Annotated in this window: 16 protein-coding genes and 2 pseudogenes; 6 read left to right on the top strand and 12 right to left on the bottom strand. The window is 61.1% G+C overall.

Features of this window, described 5'->3' with window-relative positions; translation table 11 throughout:
- Positions 1–283 precede the first annotated feature (283 nt).
- Positions 284–510: pseudogene (gene rpsU / locus C2L64_RS12925) on the bottom strand (30S ribosomal protein S21).
- A 1119-nt stretch (positions 511–1629) separates the two neighbouring features.
- On the opposite strand from rpsU, the gene otsA reads away from it, so the two are divergent.
- The 3 genes from otsA to C2L64_RS12905 all read left to right on the top strand — a co-directional run bounded on the left by otsA (position 1630) and on the right by C2L64_RS12905 (position 3950).
- Entirely contained in the window at positions 1630–3030 is a 1401-nt protein-coding gene (gene otsA / locus C2L64_RS12915; protein ID WP_086909113.1) for an alpha,alpha-trehalose-phosphate synthase (UDP-forming), read from the top strand.
- A 142-nt stretch (positions 3031–3172) separates the two neighbouring features.
- A complete protein-coding gene (locus C2L64_RS54525) occupies positions 3173–3568 on the top strand; it encodes a site-specific integrase (protein WP_081498774.1) in 396 nt (131 codons plus the stop codon).
- 160 nt (positions 3569–3728) lie between these two features.
- Positions 3729–3950, top strand: coding sequence for a hypothetical protein (locus C2L64_RS12905; protein ID WP_007578068.1), 222 nt, complete (start codon positions 3729–3731; stop codon positions 3948–3950).
- Positions 3951–4299: 349 nt separating this feature from the next.
- Here the strand turns inward: C2L64_RS12905 and C2L64_RS12900 are convergent, their stop codons facing one another.
- From C2L64_RS12900 to C2L64_RS56255, 7 genes are all read right to left on the bottom strand, one after another.
- Positions 4300–4941, bottom strand: coding sequence for a DUF1109 domain-containing protein (locus tag C2L64_RS12900; protein ID WP_086909112.1), 642 nt, complete (start codon positions 4939–4941; stop codon positions 4300–4302).
- Positions 4938–5441 carry a DoxX family protein gene (locus C2L64_RS12895; protein WP_007578064.1) on the bottom strand — a complete coding sequence of 168 codons (504 nt, stop codon included), beginning with the start codon at positions 5439–5441 and terminating at the stop codon, positions 4938–4940. The genes C2L64_RS12900 and C2L64_RS12895 overlap by 4 nt, the downstream gene beginning before the upstream one ends.
- 5 nt (positions 5442–5446) lie before the next feature.
- The gene (locus C2L64_RS12890; RefSeq protein ID WP_007578063.1) at positions 5447–6226 is read right to left on the bottom strand and encodes an HvfC/BufC N-terminal domain-containing protein; all 780 of its coding nucleotides are present in this window, start codon (positions 6224–6226) and stop codon (positions 5447–5449) included.
- Positions 6223–7131, bottom strand: coding sequence for an MNIO family bufferin maturase (gene bufB, locus C2L64_RS12885; protein WP_007578062.1), 909 nt, complete (start codon positions 7129–7131; stop codon positions 6223–6225). Before bufB ends, C2L64_RS12890 begins: the two co-directional genes overlap by 4 nt.
- A gap of 31 nt (positions 7132–7162) precedes the next feature.
- Positions 7163–7468, bottom strand: coding sequence for a BufA1 family periplasmic bufferin-type metallophore (locus C2L64_RS12880; RefSeq protein ID WP_007578061.1), 306 nt, complete (start codon positions 7466–7468; stop codon positions 7163–7165).
- Between the two features lie 162 nt (positions 7469–7630).
- Complete coding sequence (locus C2L64_RS12875) at positions 7631–8197, bottom strand: sigma-70 family RNA polymerase sigma factor (protein ID WP_007578060.1); 567 nt, start codon at positions 8195–8197, stop codon at positions 7631–7633.
- Positions 8191–8247 carry a hypothetical protein gene (locus C2L64_RS56255; RefSeq protein WP_407671767.1) on the bottom strand — a complete coding sequence of 19 codons (57 nt, stop codon included), beginning with the start codon at positions 8245–8247 and terminating at the stop codon, positions 8191–8193. Before C2L64_RS56255 ends, C2L64_RS12875 begins: the two co-directional genes overlap by 7 nt.
- A 294-nt stretch (positions 8248–8541) precedes the next feature.
- Here C2L64_RS56255 and C2L64_RS12865 point away from each other — a divergent pair, with 294 nt between their 5' ends.
- Positions 8542–8811 (top strand): type II toxin-antitoxin system Phd/YefM family antitoxin, encoded by a 270-nt coding sequence (locus tag C2L64_RS12865; RefSeq protein ID WP_007578059.1) that lies wholly within the window; start codon positions 8542–8544, stop codon positions 8809–8811.
- Positions 8808–9197, top strand: coding sequence for a type II toxin-antitoxin system VapC family toxin (locus C2L64_RS12860; RefSeq protein ID WP_007578058.1), 390 nt, complete (start codon positions 8808–8810; stop codon positions 9195–9197). Before C2L64_RS12865 ends, C2L64_RS12860 begins: the two co-directional genes overlap by 4 nt.
- On the opposite strand, the pseudogene C2L64_RS56250 reads toward C2L64_RS12860, so the two are convergent.
- From C2L64_RS56250 to C2L64_RS12840, 4 genes and pseudogenes are all read right to left on the bottom strand, one after another.
- Positions 9103–9363 (bottom strand): annotated as a pseudogene (locus C2L64_RS56250) (hypothetical protein); the annotation flags it as partial. The gene C2L64_RS12860 and the pseudogene C2L64_RS56250 sit on opposite strands and share 95 nt — an antisense overlap.
- Positions 9364–9758: 395 nt before the next feature.
- A complete protein-coding gene (locus C2L64_RS12850; RefSeq protein ID WP_007578007.1) occupies positions 9759–10520 on the bottom strand; it encodes a bestrophin-like domain in 762 nt (253 codons plus the stop codon).
- A gap of 86 nt (positions 10521–10606) precedes the next feature.
- Positions 10607–11596: a transporter gene (locus tag C2L64_RS12845; RefSeq protein ID WP_007578008.1), complete on the bottom strand. Its 990-nt coding sequence runs from the start codon at positions 11594–11596 to the stop codon at positions 10607–10609.
- 467 nt (positions 11597–12063) lie between these two features.
- On the bottom strand, positions 12064–12774 hold the full coding sequence (locus C2L64_RS12840) for a DUF3313 domain-containing protein (protein ID WP_051058143.1): 711 nt from the start codon (positions 12772–12774) through the stop codon (positions 12064–12066).
- A 1539-nt stretch (positions 12775–14313) separates the two neighbouring features.
- Here C2L64_RS12840 and C2L64_RS12830 point away from each other — a divergent pair.
- Complete coding sequence (locus C2L64_RS12830) at positions 14314–15591, top strand: paraquat-inducible protein A (protein WP_039899862.1); 1278 nt, start codon at positions 14314–14316, stop codon at positions 15589–15591.
- Positions 15592–15962 lie beyond the last annotated feature (371 nt).

Raw genomic sequence — 15962 nt, 5'->3', positions numbered from 1 at the left:
GGCACAACGTAATCGGCGTCCGGAGACGAGGGGATCGCTTCTTCTGGCAACAGACGGATGTTGACCAGACAGTCGGAAGGGAGAGTTGCGCAAACGCCCGGCCTTTCAACACTGCGCCTGATCGGCAGAAAGCTCTAGAGGGGAAGTTGAGGCGACCAACCCAGTGTACCACCAAGGCGCGCGTATCCGTTCCTTTTATCGCGCGTCATCCCCCGATACGGAGGATCTTCACGAATTGCGTCCCCATCGGTCGACAAACGTGTTTTGCTCCTCACTGCGATACTCAGGCGAAACGGTCAATACAGTTTCCGTGGGGCAGACCCCTGCAAATCTGCTTGCGCAGTCGCGCGACAGCGGCAGCCTTCTTTCGCTTGCGTTCGGCTGTGTGCGCTTCTCGTAGGCCGTACGCGCACGCCAGTCTTTGACCAAACCTGTGCTTTCGATGGCGCGACGAAAGCGCCGCAGGGCAACTTCAACCGCTTCGTTCATCTTTGGAATGACAGTGGTCAAGGCGTTCCTTGGTTCTGACTCGATCAATCAGGTTGGGCATGCGCAATGGCGAGCACCCCTTCCCCTCGCCGCTGACGCGTGAGTCGCTTCATAAATTGGCGACGGATGCGTCGTCTATCTTTTCCGTCGATGATCTCCTTGCCCCGCTGCCAGGCCGCCCTCCGGGCTGCGCCAAAATCGGGGAGGGGGCGCGCAGTTGCAGGCGGCATACGCGGCTCCGCTGTGGTTCGGCGCCAGCACCGGACCGGCAGACACGTACCGCTACGTCGAAGCCTTCCGCCTAGCGGGGATGCCTATCGACGCGGTGGAACGCGCGCGCGAAGACCACGGGGTAAGTTTCAAACCCCTTGTAAATCCAAGGCTGCGACGGGCGTTGTCCGCTATACACGCTATGTCGTGGCCGGGGGCGATGAGCACTCGCCGTCACCGGGAGGCTGGCAAAGTCGACCTTCCTCGTGGTTCGCTCGCCGATTGAGTCACTATCGCGATGGATGGATCGTCCGACCATGCGCGGCCGCTGCCGAGTCGCCTCGACTCTTTCTAGCGGGCGTACATTCGCGCATTTGCGTCCACGGGGACGTCCGAAAGTGAGTCGAGCGCTGGGACGGTGTACGGCGCCTGCAGCGAAGGTGGCTGATGCGAAAAGGTTGCTCATTCGGGGGGGCGTGATATTCCACTTGCTTGATCCTATTGCAAGATTCTCTCAATGATCCCTTGGGGGCGGCAATCGCACTTCGCGAGTGTCAGCTTTCTCGAGAGTTGAATGGCGGCTCAGGTTGAGAGCGGTCGTTGCCATGCCGGCGATTCGAATGACGGCAAGGGGGTCGTTAGCAGACTTAAAGACCTACCTTGGCTGAGACCCGCGGGCATTCTCGCGGAATGTGGTTTCTGGCCGATGCAATCAGGCTGTTATCACATAAAGCGGGGCCCGTTCTCACGTAATGTGCTCCCACGCGTCCCGACATTCTCAGCTAATGTGGTTCTACAAACCCCGATGTAATCGGTTCCTGCGTCGGAAGTTATCGAGCCGCTACACCTGGCCGTGGCAAGTCCGGGGGATGTTGCTCCCTGAATGGCTCCCGCCCGCTCCGCCTTCGCGCGCCACAACAGGAGGAATCCGTGAGCCGCCTTGTCGTCGTTTCCAATCGCATCGCCGATCCCCGCAAACCCGCTGCCGGTGGACTCGCGGTGGCCGTGCGGGAAAGCCTGCAGCAGACCGGGGGGCTCTGGTTTGGCTGGAGCGGCAGGGTTCAGGACGAAGCGGTCACCGACCGTGCCGACCAAGGCCAGCTTCACTTCCAGTCTGCCGGCGAGGTGACGCTGGCGACGTTGGATCTGAACCAGGAAGATCACGACGCGTACTACCTCGGCTACGCCAACGGCGTGCTGTGGCCTGTGTTCCACTATCGCCTGGACCTGGCCAAGTTTGATACCCGCTTCGCCGCGGGCTACCGGCGGGTGAACCGGTTGTTCGCGCAGAAGCTGCTGCCATTGCTCAAGCCTGAAGATCTGGTCTGGGTGCACGATTACCATCTGATTCCCCTCGCCGCCGAACTGCGCGCACTGGGATGTGGTAACCGCATCGGCTTCTTCCTGCATATTCCGATGCCCCCGCGCCTGATCATGGCGGCGATCCCGGAGCAGGAATGGCTGATGCGTTCGCTGTTCGCCTACGATCTGGTCGGCTTCCAGAGCGAGACGGACGTGACGCACTTCTCCCACTACATTGAAGCGGAAGCACAGGCTGAACAGTTGAGTCCAGAACGCTTCCGCGCGTTCAACCGGACACTTCGGGTGGGCGCTTACCCGATCGGCATCGACGTCGACGACTTCATTCGCCTCACGCAAGCGAAGGAAGGGCGTGAGACGTTTTTGCGGATGCGCGAAGAATACGCGCGGCGCCGCCTGCTGCTCGGCGTCGACCGCCTCGACTATTCGAAGGGACTGCCACAACGTGTCCAGGCGTTCCGGGCATTGCTCGAGCGCTATCCGGAAAACCGCAACAGCGCTACCCTGATCCAGATTGCTTCGCCGAGCCGCGAGGACGTCAGTGCCTACGACGATCTGCGCCGCCAGATGGACAGCCTGTGCGGTGCGATCAATGGCGACTACGGCGAACTGGACTGGATGCCGGTGCGCTACATCCATCGCAATGTCGCCCGCAGGCGCTTGCCCGGGTTATACCGCGCGAGTCGGGTGGCACTGGTCACCCCTTTGCGCGACGGGATGAACCTGGTCGCGAAGGAATTCATCGCCGCCCAGGACCCGGCCGACCCGGGGATGCTGGTGTTGTCGCGCTTCGCGGGCGCCGCAGAGCAACTGAAGGAGGCGTTGCTCGTCAATCCGTACGACACACAGGGCACGGCGGAGGCGATCCAGCGTGCGCTCTCGATGCCCCTCGAAGAACGGATCCAGCGGCACGAGGCGCTGCTGAGCCGGATCCGCAAGCTCGACGTTCACTGGTGGTGTTCATCGTTTCTGCAGGCGTTGAAGCATGTGGAACAGGACGTGACTGGCTGACGCCCGGAAAAAGGCGGCAGTGCACGGTCTCCGTTGCGGGCGTGACCGCTCCCATAATGCCTGCGGCGAAAACAAAGGCTTGCAGTGACCGCCAGTGCGTGGGCCTGCTTTGCTTCAGCCACTTTGCGGCGACCGTCGTCCGATGTTCCCCGCGGTGGCTTGCGCAGCGCCCGCAAAGATCGCGATCAACAGCTTCGGTGTGCACAGACTGGGCGCGACGCCGGCGAGCAATGCGCTCGAGCGCGTGGCCGATTGCGCGAAGCTCCAGGAATGGCTGGGGCATGCAAACATCGCGACCACCCGCATCTATGACCATCGGCGTCACCGGATGGCGAAGCTCAAGCTGAGGTCAATGACGATAAAGCCCATCCCTGCCGGATACCGCAGGAACGTTTTGACTTCCTCGGCTACACCTTCGGGTGTTGCTACTGTCATAAAACCGACAGGGCGTATCTCGGTAAGCGTCCTTCGAAGAAAGGCATACGGCGCATGGTTGACAGCATCAGCCGGGAAACTGATCGACGCATGCTGCTATTGAGCGCCGACCAAATCGTGGAACGACTGAATCGCAAGCTGGTTGGACGGGCCGCTGGAAGACTCGCCGACGTTCAACGTTGCCTATTGAGTGCCGCCGCGTACCTTCCACGGCCTCAAGCAACGTTAGCCCGGAATCGCCGGATCAGCAGGAGGAAATCAATATGGGCATTCGGGTAGAGTGTTACGCCGGCTATCGGGGCGAGGAGACACCACGTGTGTTCTTTCTTGGAAAACGCCGGATCCGGGTCGTGGAGGTACTCGACTGCTGGCTTGCGCCGGACCACCGCTATTTCAAGGTCCGAGGCGATGATGCTGCCGTCTATATTCTGCGCCACGACGAGGTCGCCGGGGAGTGGGAGATGACGATGTTTGAGTGCGGCTAACGGCGATTTCTGAGATGGTCGTTCGTTCAAGTAAATTGTGACCGCCGCATGGGAGACGGGTAACCGGCTCTGCTGTCGCGACCACCGTCTCGGATCAGCCATGAAGGGTCATTCGCTCCCATCGTTGTTCGGACAATCAGAGGTCAGCTCCGCCCCTTAAACGGCCGTTCCAGCCCGCGACGATGAACGTTGCATCATGGCGACCATCGGGCAGGACCACCTCTGTATCGTCACGCCTGAAACCGACGACCGGCACGACGGGCGAACCGGTCCTCGACTCTAACACTTCAGTCTAACGGCGCGAACCCCGGGCGGCGAATGTGCCGAAGCCATCCGCAAACCGCGAACGTCACCAACGCAGGCAATGCGGCGCGATGGCCGCACCGATGGTGGTGGTAATGGCGATCGCGAGCACGTACCAAACGCCCCAGAACGGCACGGCCATTTCCGAGCAATACAGCGAGTAAACGAGCAGCCCCTGTGCGCCGGCCAGCAGGCCCGCGCCCGCGCCGGCCACCGCGAGGCGGGTAGGCGCGAGCTGCTTCATGGCGTGCATCATGGCGGTGAGCGACGGAAAAGACAGCACCACGACGCTCGCCGTCGTGGTGCGCCATGTCGTGCCGAGCATCAGCTGAAGCCGGTAGCCCGGCGGCGTTGCCATCAGAATACTTCCGGCGGCGAGCAGCATCGTGACGATGGGCAGCGCGACCGCGAACCAGGCAAACTTGAGCGGCGCGCCGGGGCGTCCGAGCCGCTCCGCGAGCTTCATGGCCGCAGCGATAATCGCGAGCGGGAAGATAAGGCGCACCCAGAACATCGTCGTGAGGATCAGCTCCGGCATGTCGCTTCGGACACCGTACAGCGCGACCAGCAGGACCGTGCTGCCGGCAAGGCCGAAGATCAGCGCGCAATTGAGCAGCTTGGGGACGGCGTTGCGCTTGACCGGCGAGATGTCGCTGGCTAGCCGGGTGACCAGATCTCGCGTTTTCATGACCTGTTCGCACGGTCTCCAAGCAGATAGTCGATCGAAATCAGGCCCGGTCCCCAAGCGGCGATGCCAAGCGCCATGGCCGCCCAGGTGATATGAATCGGCCAGCCGTCCGGCACGGTCAATTCGATGATGCAAGTCATCAGAAGCAGACCCGCGGCGGCGAGCCGCGTGCCGAGGCCGAGCACGAGCAGCACCGGAAACGTGACCTCTCCGCAAGCGGAAAGGAAGGCGAAGACGGCCGGGGCCGGAAAGGGATACGGGCCGCCCGGCAGATGCAGCCGGAATTCATCGGTAAAGAGGTCGATGGCCGTATCGTTGAGTTGCAGGAAACCGTGCCATTTGAGGATGCCCGATTTCCAGAACGGCACGGCCAGCGCAATGCGCAGCACAAGTTGCACGAACCACGGTTGCGCGAGCCGTTCGACGAGGCGTTGCGCGCGCACGATTGCATTCGCGACGATGCGCGGGAAGGACAGTCGTGTGTCTTGTCGAGTCGACATCTTGATTACTCCCCCTGTTGGATGCCGGTAAACACGCCAGCTGAAATCATCGCTGCCAGATTGGCCGGCAGGTCGAAGGAATCGGTCTCTTCGAACGCCGCTTCGGCCGCGGCGCCGAGCGGCTCGCCCTCGATGAGCGCGATGAGGAAGGCGGCGCCACCGGCGGGCAGGCGCGAAACAATCACGTCCTCGTCCGGCCGAGTGACGAGCGCATCTTCCGCATCGCTCGAAAACTGCGGGGAAACAGGGCCGTCCGCGCGGTTCATCGCGAAGATCGCGACGGCCGGATAGCGCGACCGCACGATTCGCGCGGCAGGGTGCGGGACGAATCGCACGTGCGCCAACGATGACGGATCGACGCTCACCAAAGCCTCAGCCTTGAGCGGGGCGGCGTCCGCCGCGTGATACGCGTCCAGCCAGGCGCGTTCGATGTGCGCCGTATCCGCCAGCCAGGGCATGTCGCGCGCGTATTCGTACGACTCGATGAACGAGGGGAAATCCCGCCCATACTCGAATAACAGCTGCGAAACCGGCGGCGTGGCGCGGACGTGAAAGCGCGCCATCGCGCGGAAGAACTCGACGCCCGTGATGCGCTGGACGGCGGGATAGGTGGCGGCCAGCGCGTCGATGAGGCTGACCGTGACGTTGTTGCGATAAACGTTGTACCGCTTGACCACGCCTTTTCCGCGCGCGGCCACGACGTCTTCGGGCGCCGTCGTCTCCGGATTCGTCAAACCCGGCGCGAACGCCGCCGCATATTCGAGAGGACGATACTCAGGCTTCATGGCCGGCGTTCTCCAGTTTCGTGCTCCGAGACGATCCGTCGAGCCGCCAGCGCCTGAGCCCGCAGTTCCGGCCACGCAGGAAGATGGCTGTCCCACTCGATCAGCGTCGGTATCGACCCGGTGCGTGCCACGACATGCCGGTAAAGATCCCAGACCGGATCAGCGATGGCCCGGTCATGACTGTCGATGAGCAGCAGTGTGTTCTCGTCGTCATGCTGCTCGCTGTGGCCGGCCAGATGTATTTCGCCCACGTATTCGAGCGGAAATTCCGCGAGGTAGGCGCACGCGGAGTAGCCATGATTGACCGCCGAGACGAAAACGTTGTTGACGTCCAGCAGCAGACCGCAACCCGTGCGTTGCGCGACTATGCGGATGAAATCCGGCTCGCTCAAGGTTGACGACGCGAAGGCAACATAGGTGGACGGGTTTTCGAGCAGCATCGGACGCCCGATGGCTTCCTGAACCTGGTCGATGTGCTCACACACCTTGTCGAGCGTGGCTTTCGTGTACGGCAGGGGCAGGAGGTCGTTGAAGAACGTGCCGCCGTGCGAGGACCACGCGAGATGTTCGGAAACGAGCGTGGGTTCGTAGCGCTCCACCAGTTCGCGAAAGCGCGCAAGGTGACGGACGTCGAGCGTATCCGGCCCGCCGATCGACATGCATACGCCGTGAAGCGAAATCGGGTAGCGCTCGCGGATTGCGGCAAGCGCCCGATGCGGCGGTCCGCCCGCGCCCATGTAGTTCTCGGCGTGAACCTCGAAGAATCCATCCGGCAGGCCGTCTTCGAGAATTGCGGCGAGGTGTGCGTGCTTGAAGCTGGTGCCGGCAAGCCCGGTAGCGCCGGGCGCCGAACGACGGGGACGGCCAAGCGAATTCGCCGCCGCTGATCTCTTGGAATCGCTCATGGTCGTCCCGTCCCTCTTGTCGTTTGCGCGATCAGGTCGGCGTGAGCGAGCCGTGGCCGCCGCCCGGCACCTGAATGCTTTTGCACGTGCCACCCTGAACGAACTTCCACGAGTTGCCCTGGAAATCGACCGCCGACGTACCCTGGCAGGTCGTGCCCGGGCCGGCCGCGCAATCGTTTTGCCCCTTCAGCGCGACGCCATAGCACTTTTCCTTGTGAGCCGCGAGAGCGGCACTTTCTTCCGCCTTGGTGAGCGGCGCGGCATGCGCCGCCGATGCGAGAAGGCTTGCAACTGCGCCGGCGAGCAGGGCAGCACTGACATTGATCTTTGCGGACATGAAATCTCTCCAAGAGTAAGAATGGAAGGTATCCGTGGTGGATACGCCAGTTAATTCGCCGGATATTGACGCCGGGTTACAGCGAACGAAATTTTTTGCTTCGCGAGGCTGCAGTGCAGGGGTCGGGGTGAAGGAGAGTTGCTGGCTTCAGACAGCAACTACTTAAGCCACCCCGCGCAGCCGGGCCGCGAGTGCCTTGAGTCCGCGATGCACGCCGACCTTGACGGCCGATTCCGAGAGCCCTGTCAGCTGCGCGGTCTCGGCGACCGACAGACCCTCGAGCTTCACATGCAGAATCGGCAAGCGCTGCTTGTCGGGCAGCTGATCGAGCAGCTTGCCGATGTCGCGGCGTGCCGCCAATGGTTCGTCGTCCGACGCGCAGAAGATGTCGAGGTGATCGTCGATGGAATCGTGCAGCGATTCGCAGCGCGCCCGTGCCCTGAAGAAATCCATCAGCTTGTAGCGCGCGATCGCGTGAATCCACGCCGTCAGCGGCTCCTCGGGCCGGTAGGTGTGGCGTCCATTGTGGACGGCAAGCAGGATCTCCTGGACGAGATCCTCGACGTCGTCGGTGAGCTGAGGAATGCGTTTGCGCAGGTAGCCGCGCAAGTGGCGCGTCAGCTCGCTCAGGAAAGTGTGATAGGCCACGGCGTCGCCGCTCATGCTGCTGATGAGCAGGGCTCTCAGTCGCGTCTCTGTCGAATGCACGGTCGGTCGGCCTTCTACCATCGCAAGTATCGCGGCCCGAGAAGCGCGCCCGCCACGGCGGGAAGCGCCATGCCGATGACGTACCAGACGGCCCAGAACGGCACCCCTCAGTGAGACTGCCAACTTCCCTTCGTGCGACGAACCGTTACTATTAGGACTACTATAGACACTTCGATCCAGCCAAGGCGCGCTAGCAGAAATGACGAACCGGTTAGCGCTTCTGTGAACGCGGCTTGGATTAGGGGAAATTGCGAGTTGCATCACTTTCCGCGAGCAGCGATCGGCAAAAGGTGCGGGGCTTGCTTGTCTTTTGCGCTCAACGCCGGCATACTAGCTAACATTGATTAGCTAACTTCGGGGGTGCAATGCTCACGGTCAACATGCATGACGCGAAATCGAAATTGTCGAGCCTGGTCGAGCGGCTCGAGCTAGGCGAGGAAAGCGAAGTCGTCATCGCGCGCAACGGCACCCCTGTCGCGCGGCTGGTACCGTTTACCGCACCGCGGCGCATCGGCGCTGCTCGGCACCTGCTCGCCGGACTGGACATACCGGCCACCGTTGAAGCGTTCAACGCGGGCGACGAGGCGATCGCCGCGGACTTCGACGCGAGCGCACAGCAAGGGCTGGCGCCGTGAGGGTGCTGCTCGATACGCATATCGCGCTGTGGGCAGCCGAAGGCGCTTCGCAGCTGTCGTCGGAGGCAATTCGCCTGATCGAGGATCCGGCCAATACGCTTCTGGTGAGCGCCGCAGCCATTTGGGAGATCGCGATCAAACATGCAAAGGGCAACCTGCGTGTGCATCCGCACGATGCTCGCTCGGCGTTTCGGTTGGCTGGCTTCGCCGAGCTGCCGATTGCTGGTGAGCACGCGGAGGCGGTCGCCGCGCTGCCGCTGCACGATGACCACGCGGATCCATTCGATCGCGTCATGATCGCGCAGGCGCTGCATGAAGGTATCGCGCTGTTGAGCGCCGATCCGAAGGTCTGGCGCTATCATCCGACCCTGATGATTCGAGCCTGACGCCGGGGCGAACCGCGTGGAGGGGCCGGCCATCCACCGGCCACGATTTCCGCATTACTGGGATGCCGGACCGGCGTTCTGCGAAAAACACCCAAGGGTCGAACAATTCTGAGACGGTCGCCAAGAATAGCCGGTAATCGTTCCCCTTGATGTTGAATACGACGCGATTCTTACCGACAAAGCTCGCCGTCGGATACCGAGCTTTAAAGCACTGCTCTCATGGAATGAAGAAGCCACCGAGGATAGAAAATCAATGCCGTGGCAGCAATGGCGGTGGGCGGGTTGCTCACACGAGAGCAACGCAACGGCCGCAATCGGCCAACTGCAGCCGTTCGCCTTCGTGCTTAGACGGCCATTCAAATGGCCGCTCCGCTCAAACAACGGACCTTCGCGCTGGGACCGGGGCGAAGGGCTTATCGGCCAAAGTTGCCGTGCATATGAGCCCGTATCCCCGCGCCAACGATGTTCGCTACCACGTAGCGCCGTCGCCCACAGGCATTTTGGCGCAGCGCCCATATAGGGAACAGGCGGGGCTGCTCCGATCTCTGCGATTGGCCATTGTTACTTTCCGAGAACGGCGAGTGCTTCGCGCAGCGGGGTCAGCGAGACGCGAACGACTCCATCGAGCGGCGAGTTCAGTTCGAGGATCAGATATATCGCCCCGGATGTCGACAAGGCAGACACGAGCAACGCAGCGATCGTCGTGCCGTTGTGGGGGGCGTACAAACCAAACGTCCCGAAAATGGCGACTAGCCATAACACCAGGGCTACCAGAAGCGGCATGGGAATGGGAACTTTTTCCTTCAGTATCGCCAGCCAGCGCGTAGCGAACAGTTCATCAACAAGCAGGAGTGCGCGCGTCTTGAGCTCACGTTGCGTAGCGTCCCGTGGCGAAAGCCCCTCTACGAGCCGCTGGAAGTCTTCGACACGGCGGACAGCTTCGGGGTCATCCATTCTCGCCAGTCGGGAAGGATCATCGGAAGCAAGTGTTTCGAGCATCGCCGCGTATTTTTGCCTGAGCGCTTCGCGAATCGGTTGCGTTTCCGATCCGTATTTGGCCAGCACGCGGTCAAGGCGTACGACATGGGCGGCAGAGTCGATGAGCTCACTGCTTACCGTGTCGAAAGAGCCTTTTGCTGACGAGATCAGCAGCCCAAGTACTAACGCGGCCATGGTCGCGACCAGGCCGGTTGCGAGCCTTACAACACCTGCGGATTGTTCGCTAAGGTGGTGTTCGGGTAACACCTTACGTAGATACAAGCCAACCACCACGCTGCTGGATGTGCACGCAAAGACAATGAAGAAAATGAGTAGGTGGCGCATGTTACCTCCGTTTTTTCTCGTCGGCCGCCGGTAGCAGCATGCGATATCCGGCCGCCAAGCCGCGTCAGATAGCCTGTAGCTAACCTTCAATGATTGAACCAGCGGTATTGCAGTGAAAGAGAAATGGTCTGGAAATTGCCCCCGACGCGTGTTATCAGACCATTCGACCATGCCAGTTTCGCAGACCATTGCGCAGCAAGCGGAACAGACAACGTGAGGCCGTACCGCATAGTGCGTTGGAGGTCTTGATCCGCTACACCGTTTACGCTCGTCCGCCCGCCCGCGAAGTACGTCATGTCTGCCGCGAGCCACAATCCAGGCCGCCACGTGTAGCCTCCGTGCCACTGAAAAACGGGCATTGGCGCCTGGCTGCGCTTATGGCCTCCAAAAAAATCATCGTTGTCGGTGAACAGCCACACGCCGGCCGAACCTTCCACGAACCAGTCGCCGAATGGGTGAGAGAGGCCCAATTCCGGCTTGAACGACCAACGATTTGATCCTACGTTGATCACGCGGGACGGCACGTACTGGCCTGTCGGTGCGATAACGGTCAGACTGGCGCCCAGCGTGGTGGTTGGCGGACGCCGCGCGAATTCTTCCGGCGTAAGTGCGGGACCGCCCAGCAGATTCACCACAACCCTGAAGTTCGCATCTCCCAGCCCCGATCGCCACGCGTTCCCGGGAACACCTTGGACGTTTCCAGTTATGTCGGCGTTGCTAAATGGTACGGCCGCGGCGATGCTGGCGGCGTGTCCCGCGATTCCGAAGCTGTGGGAGTAGCCGAGCAGGAACGTGTTGATTTTGGCGTTCACATCTGTGATTGGGAGCGTGGGATCGAGCGAAACGCCACCTGTCGATCGAGCGTAGCTCGCCACCACGAAGTTAGTTCCGACGGGAACTGCCGAATAGGCGCGCGGCTCCATCTCCTGCGCGGAGGTCAACGCAGACCAGAGCAAGGCCACTCCAGCCGTTGCGTGCCGCAAGCATCTCGCAGTTCGCGTCGCCAGGCCGATATCCGGCGGACCTCCTGAAGCGTCTGCGCGATCCGACATGATCGTTACCGCCGGCAGGGTCATGATTCTCACCACATGACTGAAACTGGTCCGGTGGTCATTGCGAGAGGGCCTTACACGGTGCAATAAGGAGAGTGGATGCGCGCACGACCGGCGCTCCCAGGCCGGACCTCGATGCGATGTACTTCTCTGGACCCAGTAGTCGCCCAGTTGCCGCGTTGACCGAATCTCGCCCGCAAAGCGAGTAACAAACACAGTGAACGCGATCCGCCCGTTGAAGCCGATATGCGGCCCTTCCCTCGACCGTCGAGAACGCCCGGTTCTACGCCAAGCTTCAGCGCCTCAAGCCGATCACTGTCGTCATACCAGATCGACCTGACCAATCGCAGGTCGTACATCGAGCCGAATCACTTCCAGTTTCCCTCCTTTATGCAACACCCGAGGCTTCCTCCAGTTGCTCGCATGACGCCCCGTCGGGTCTCGTCGCAGGCCGGTGAGGTATTTATCTGCGCGGCCAGATGCGATCCGTCTCACTTGGCCTTGACGTACTGCGACAGTTCCGGAAAGGCAGAACCTGCTAGATCGTCCAGTAACGGTTTCAACGTGTCCAACGTCATGACCTGTTGCCTTGCAACCTGGGCGAGGCGCTCGCCCGTCCCAATCCGTACCCTCTCGCCCAGCAACTCACCCGTGACGCTGTCCGTTCCCTCGGCCTCGATCACGATGAAGGCGCGTTGAGGCGTACCCGTCGCGGTCCTTAAGGCCATGGTGGCCACAAAGGCCATCGGTACGTACTGGTACGGCTTGAGGCCCTCGCCCTCCGACGCAACGCTGGTGAACCCACCGCGAAGGCGCAGCACGCCCGGCCCCGGCCGATCGACCATCCTGAATCGCTGACTGAGTGACCGCTTAAGTGTGTCATTGGAGTAGGCGAGAATTTGTTGCAGCGTCTCGGCGCTCACCTGATCGTTCGGCCTGGGCTCCGGATAAAAGATAAGCGGATCGAGCAGTATCGCGTTGTAGTTGGCGGGCGTCAGCTTGGGGCTCACCCAGGCCCGAATGGTCCTACCCTGGCTGTCCTTGGTCTCCGCCAGACGGGAGTAATCCCTCAGGAAACCGGAATTCTCCGCGACATTCATCGCAGACCCAGACCCAGACCCAGAACCAGACCCGCCCGCGCATGCTCCCAGGATCACGGCGACCAAAACGACGCCGATCCTGCACGTAAATGATTTCTTCATTCTCACCTCCTCGGTATCGCTCAACTGCGTGAATTGCGCGTTGTCACACACCGTCCGAATAGCGGTGAAGGCGTGCCACGCATGCGCAAAGCTGAAGTAAGACCTGGCGATGGATTCGATCTTGTCGATGCTCCCACGAAGCGGTGAACGACGTCCCCTCCGGTCAGCATTAAGTGCTGGCAGCAAGGCCTGGCGCCCGGACGCACCGACTACCCTTATTGGAGACCATAGATCACAAGCTCAGACACCGATATTAGACCAAAGTCCAATATCGCCACGCGGAGCGGATGGCTTGTCGTGAATGGCGGCTGGGGTGTACGTGCCGTCGTCGCATGAACCGTCTTGCTTCATCCAGGATCGACGGTTTTCGACAAGATGATCTGTCGCATGCTATTTGTAATTCATTGCAGCTTTAAGCGAAAGGTTGCGACTGCCAACGACCGTTGCGTCGCAAGCGGCCTGTCGGGTGGCGCCGGTCCAAACTACCGCGTTGGGTCGGCCAGCGCCCGCTGACGGCGGGCACAGACTGGTTCTCCCTTCACCTGAAATGTTAGACACGAACGGCCGTCGCACACTTCGTGCGGTACTGCATGCACCCCGGCACTTCGCGATGAGGAAAACCCTAGCTGAACGCCTCGGTCTATACACTATTCTTCAAGCTACCGAGAAAAATCCCAGATGAAGTTTGGTTAATGTTGGCGAGTCGCGACGATGGCCGTTCGCTTCGAGTCGCTCATCGGCGTCGTTCGAAAATGCATCGCCCGATCGTATGTGAAACAGAAAGCCACGTCGTCGGAAATGTGTCGGCTCACGAAGGGGGCCGGTGACCTGCGTCAAAGTTGTACCACGCTGATCGAATACCAGTCGCCGACAGGCTTTCCGGCTTGCGACGACCTTTGATCAAAGGAACGAAGAATTTCGCAAGTCACCGCCGGTCATTGTTTGATTGGGGTTGGCTGACGTATGGCCGACAAACAGGCGAATTCGGCGGGCAATGTGCAAATCATCGGCACGGCCCGCGCATTTTACGTCCCGTCTACTTTCGCTCACGGGGCTTTTCGGCTCTTCCAGATCGCAGTCTTCTGACCTGTTTACGGGACCTGCGCGCGTGTGCTCACTCGTCGGCGCGGTGACTCAACCAATATTCACGGGCGGCAACTTTGGCGGACAGGTGCACCGAAGCGTGGCAACAAGAGGTGCTGTTTGCATAGAGGCGATTCAGGGTCGCGTTCCAGCAGGTGGATGATGCCCTGGTTACTGTGCGGAGTCGCGCGAGCAGGTGGACGTTCTGGGCAGAGAGGTCGAGGCGTTGCGAAGCTATGCGCACTTCGCGACGACGGCGGCTACACGAGCTACGTCGAGGTGTGCTCGATGCCGAACGCAGTCTATTCAACGCGCAGTTGAACTTTACGCAGACACAGGGCGGCGACATTTACGTTGGCGTCGTGAAGGCTGAATCGTCCGGGCGCAGCAGGTGACGACGCCTCCGGTCGACGATGACCAGCCCATTGAACTCCAACCGGGTCAGCAGGTGCCCCGATGAATCGCAGTGAACTCTTTGCCTGCCACGAATGTGATCTCCTCCAGCGGTTGCCGCAGGTGTCACCAGGTGGCGTGCTGCGTTGCCGTCGGTGCAACGCCGAGCTGTACCGTAATCGAATAAACGGTCTGGCGCACGCGCTGGCTTTCAGTATTGCCTCCATGGTGCTGATTGTCATCTCGAATCTTTATCCCATTGTCGGCCTGTCGATCAATGGCACAGTGGTCCAGACGACGCTCGGCGGCGCTGTGCGGGTGCTGTACCTGGACGGAATGTGGCCTCTCGCAGGACTGGTGTTTGCCACAACCATCCTGATGCCGGTGGTTCAGACCGCAAGCATGCTCTGGATCCTTCTGCCTCTTAGCGTGAACCGCATACCGTGGCACACGGCTATGGTGTTTCGTCTGTATCACCTGGCCGGACCCTGGACAATGACGGAGGTGCTCATCCTTGGACTGCTGGTGGCGCTGGTCAAGCTAGCGCACATTGCAAGCGTTGCGGTCGGTGTTGCGCTATGGTCGTTCGGCGCGCTGATGCTCGTACTGGCAGCTGCCGCAGCTGCTTTTGAACCGAGAGACCTGTGGTCGCGGGTCACCGCAGAGAGGGATACAGTCGACGCTGGGCAGGCGCGCGAGCCAGCGCCATGCGACGCCGTGACCGCAGCACAACACGGTCTTGCGCTGTGTCACGACTGCGGACTGCTCGCGAGGGTGCCTGCGCACGGGCAGAACCTGTCTTGCCCGCGCTGCGGCGCGTCGCTGCATATGCGCACACCGAACAGTCTGTCACGCACATGGGCGCTGCTCATTGCTGCGACGGTGCTCTATATCCCGGCGAATGTCTTGCCCGTGATGAACACCAGTTCACTGTTCGGTGCACAGAAGGACACGATCATGAGTGGAGTGGCCTATCTATGGACTTCCGGGTCCTGGCTCCTCGCGGCAATCGTGTTTATAGCGAGCGTGGCTGTGCCAATGCTGAAGATCCTCGCACTGGCCTATCTGACCGCTTCAACCCAGCTCCAGTCGAAGCGGCTGCCAGAACAGCGCACGCGCATCTATCGTGCGGTCGAATTTGTCGGCCGATGGTCGATGCTTGACATATACGTGATCACGATGCTCGTTGCGCTGGTGCAGTTCAAATCATTGGCCACCATCGAGGCGGGTCCTGCCGCCATTGCCTTCGGAGCAGTCGTCGTGCTGACCATGTTTGCAGCGATGACGTTCGACCCGCGTCTCATCTGGGACGCCGCGGAGTGTGATCATGCCAGGTCATGAACAGGAGCCCGATCTGGCGGATATTGCCGACGCGGTTGCCGCTCCCCGCAAATGTTGGCGGATGCAGCTCGTAAGGCTGATGCCGGTCCTTGCTGTATTGATAGGCGAATGGCTTGCCATGAAAGCAGTTCTCGGACAGGGGCGAGCAAGTCGATGGCGAACTACCACCCCGAATGTGTCTGGAAAATTGGAGTGCGTATGTCCGCGTATCGGTAGCGCCGCATCGCGAGCGAATCCATTGAGCGTGACGGGCAACCTGGTGTGAGCGCGCCTCGCCATCGCCGTCCTGGTTGGTTCTGCCAGATGATGTGCTGGCGCTGACAATGTTTGCCGGAGTTAGTGCAGAAACGGCTGCAGCGATCTGCGCGAAC

The organism is Paraburkholderia hospita (genome assembly GCF_002902965.1).
In the GTDB taxonomy this organism is placed as follows: Bacteria; Pseudomonadota; Gammaproteobacteria; order Burkholderiales; family Burkholderiaceae; genus Paraburkholderia; species Paraburkholderia hospita.
This window is presented reverse-complemented; position numbering and strand designations above follow the sequence as displayed.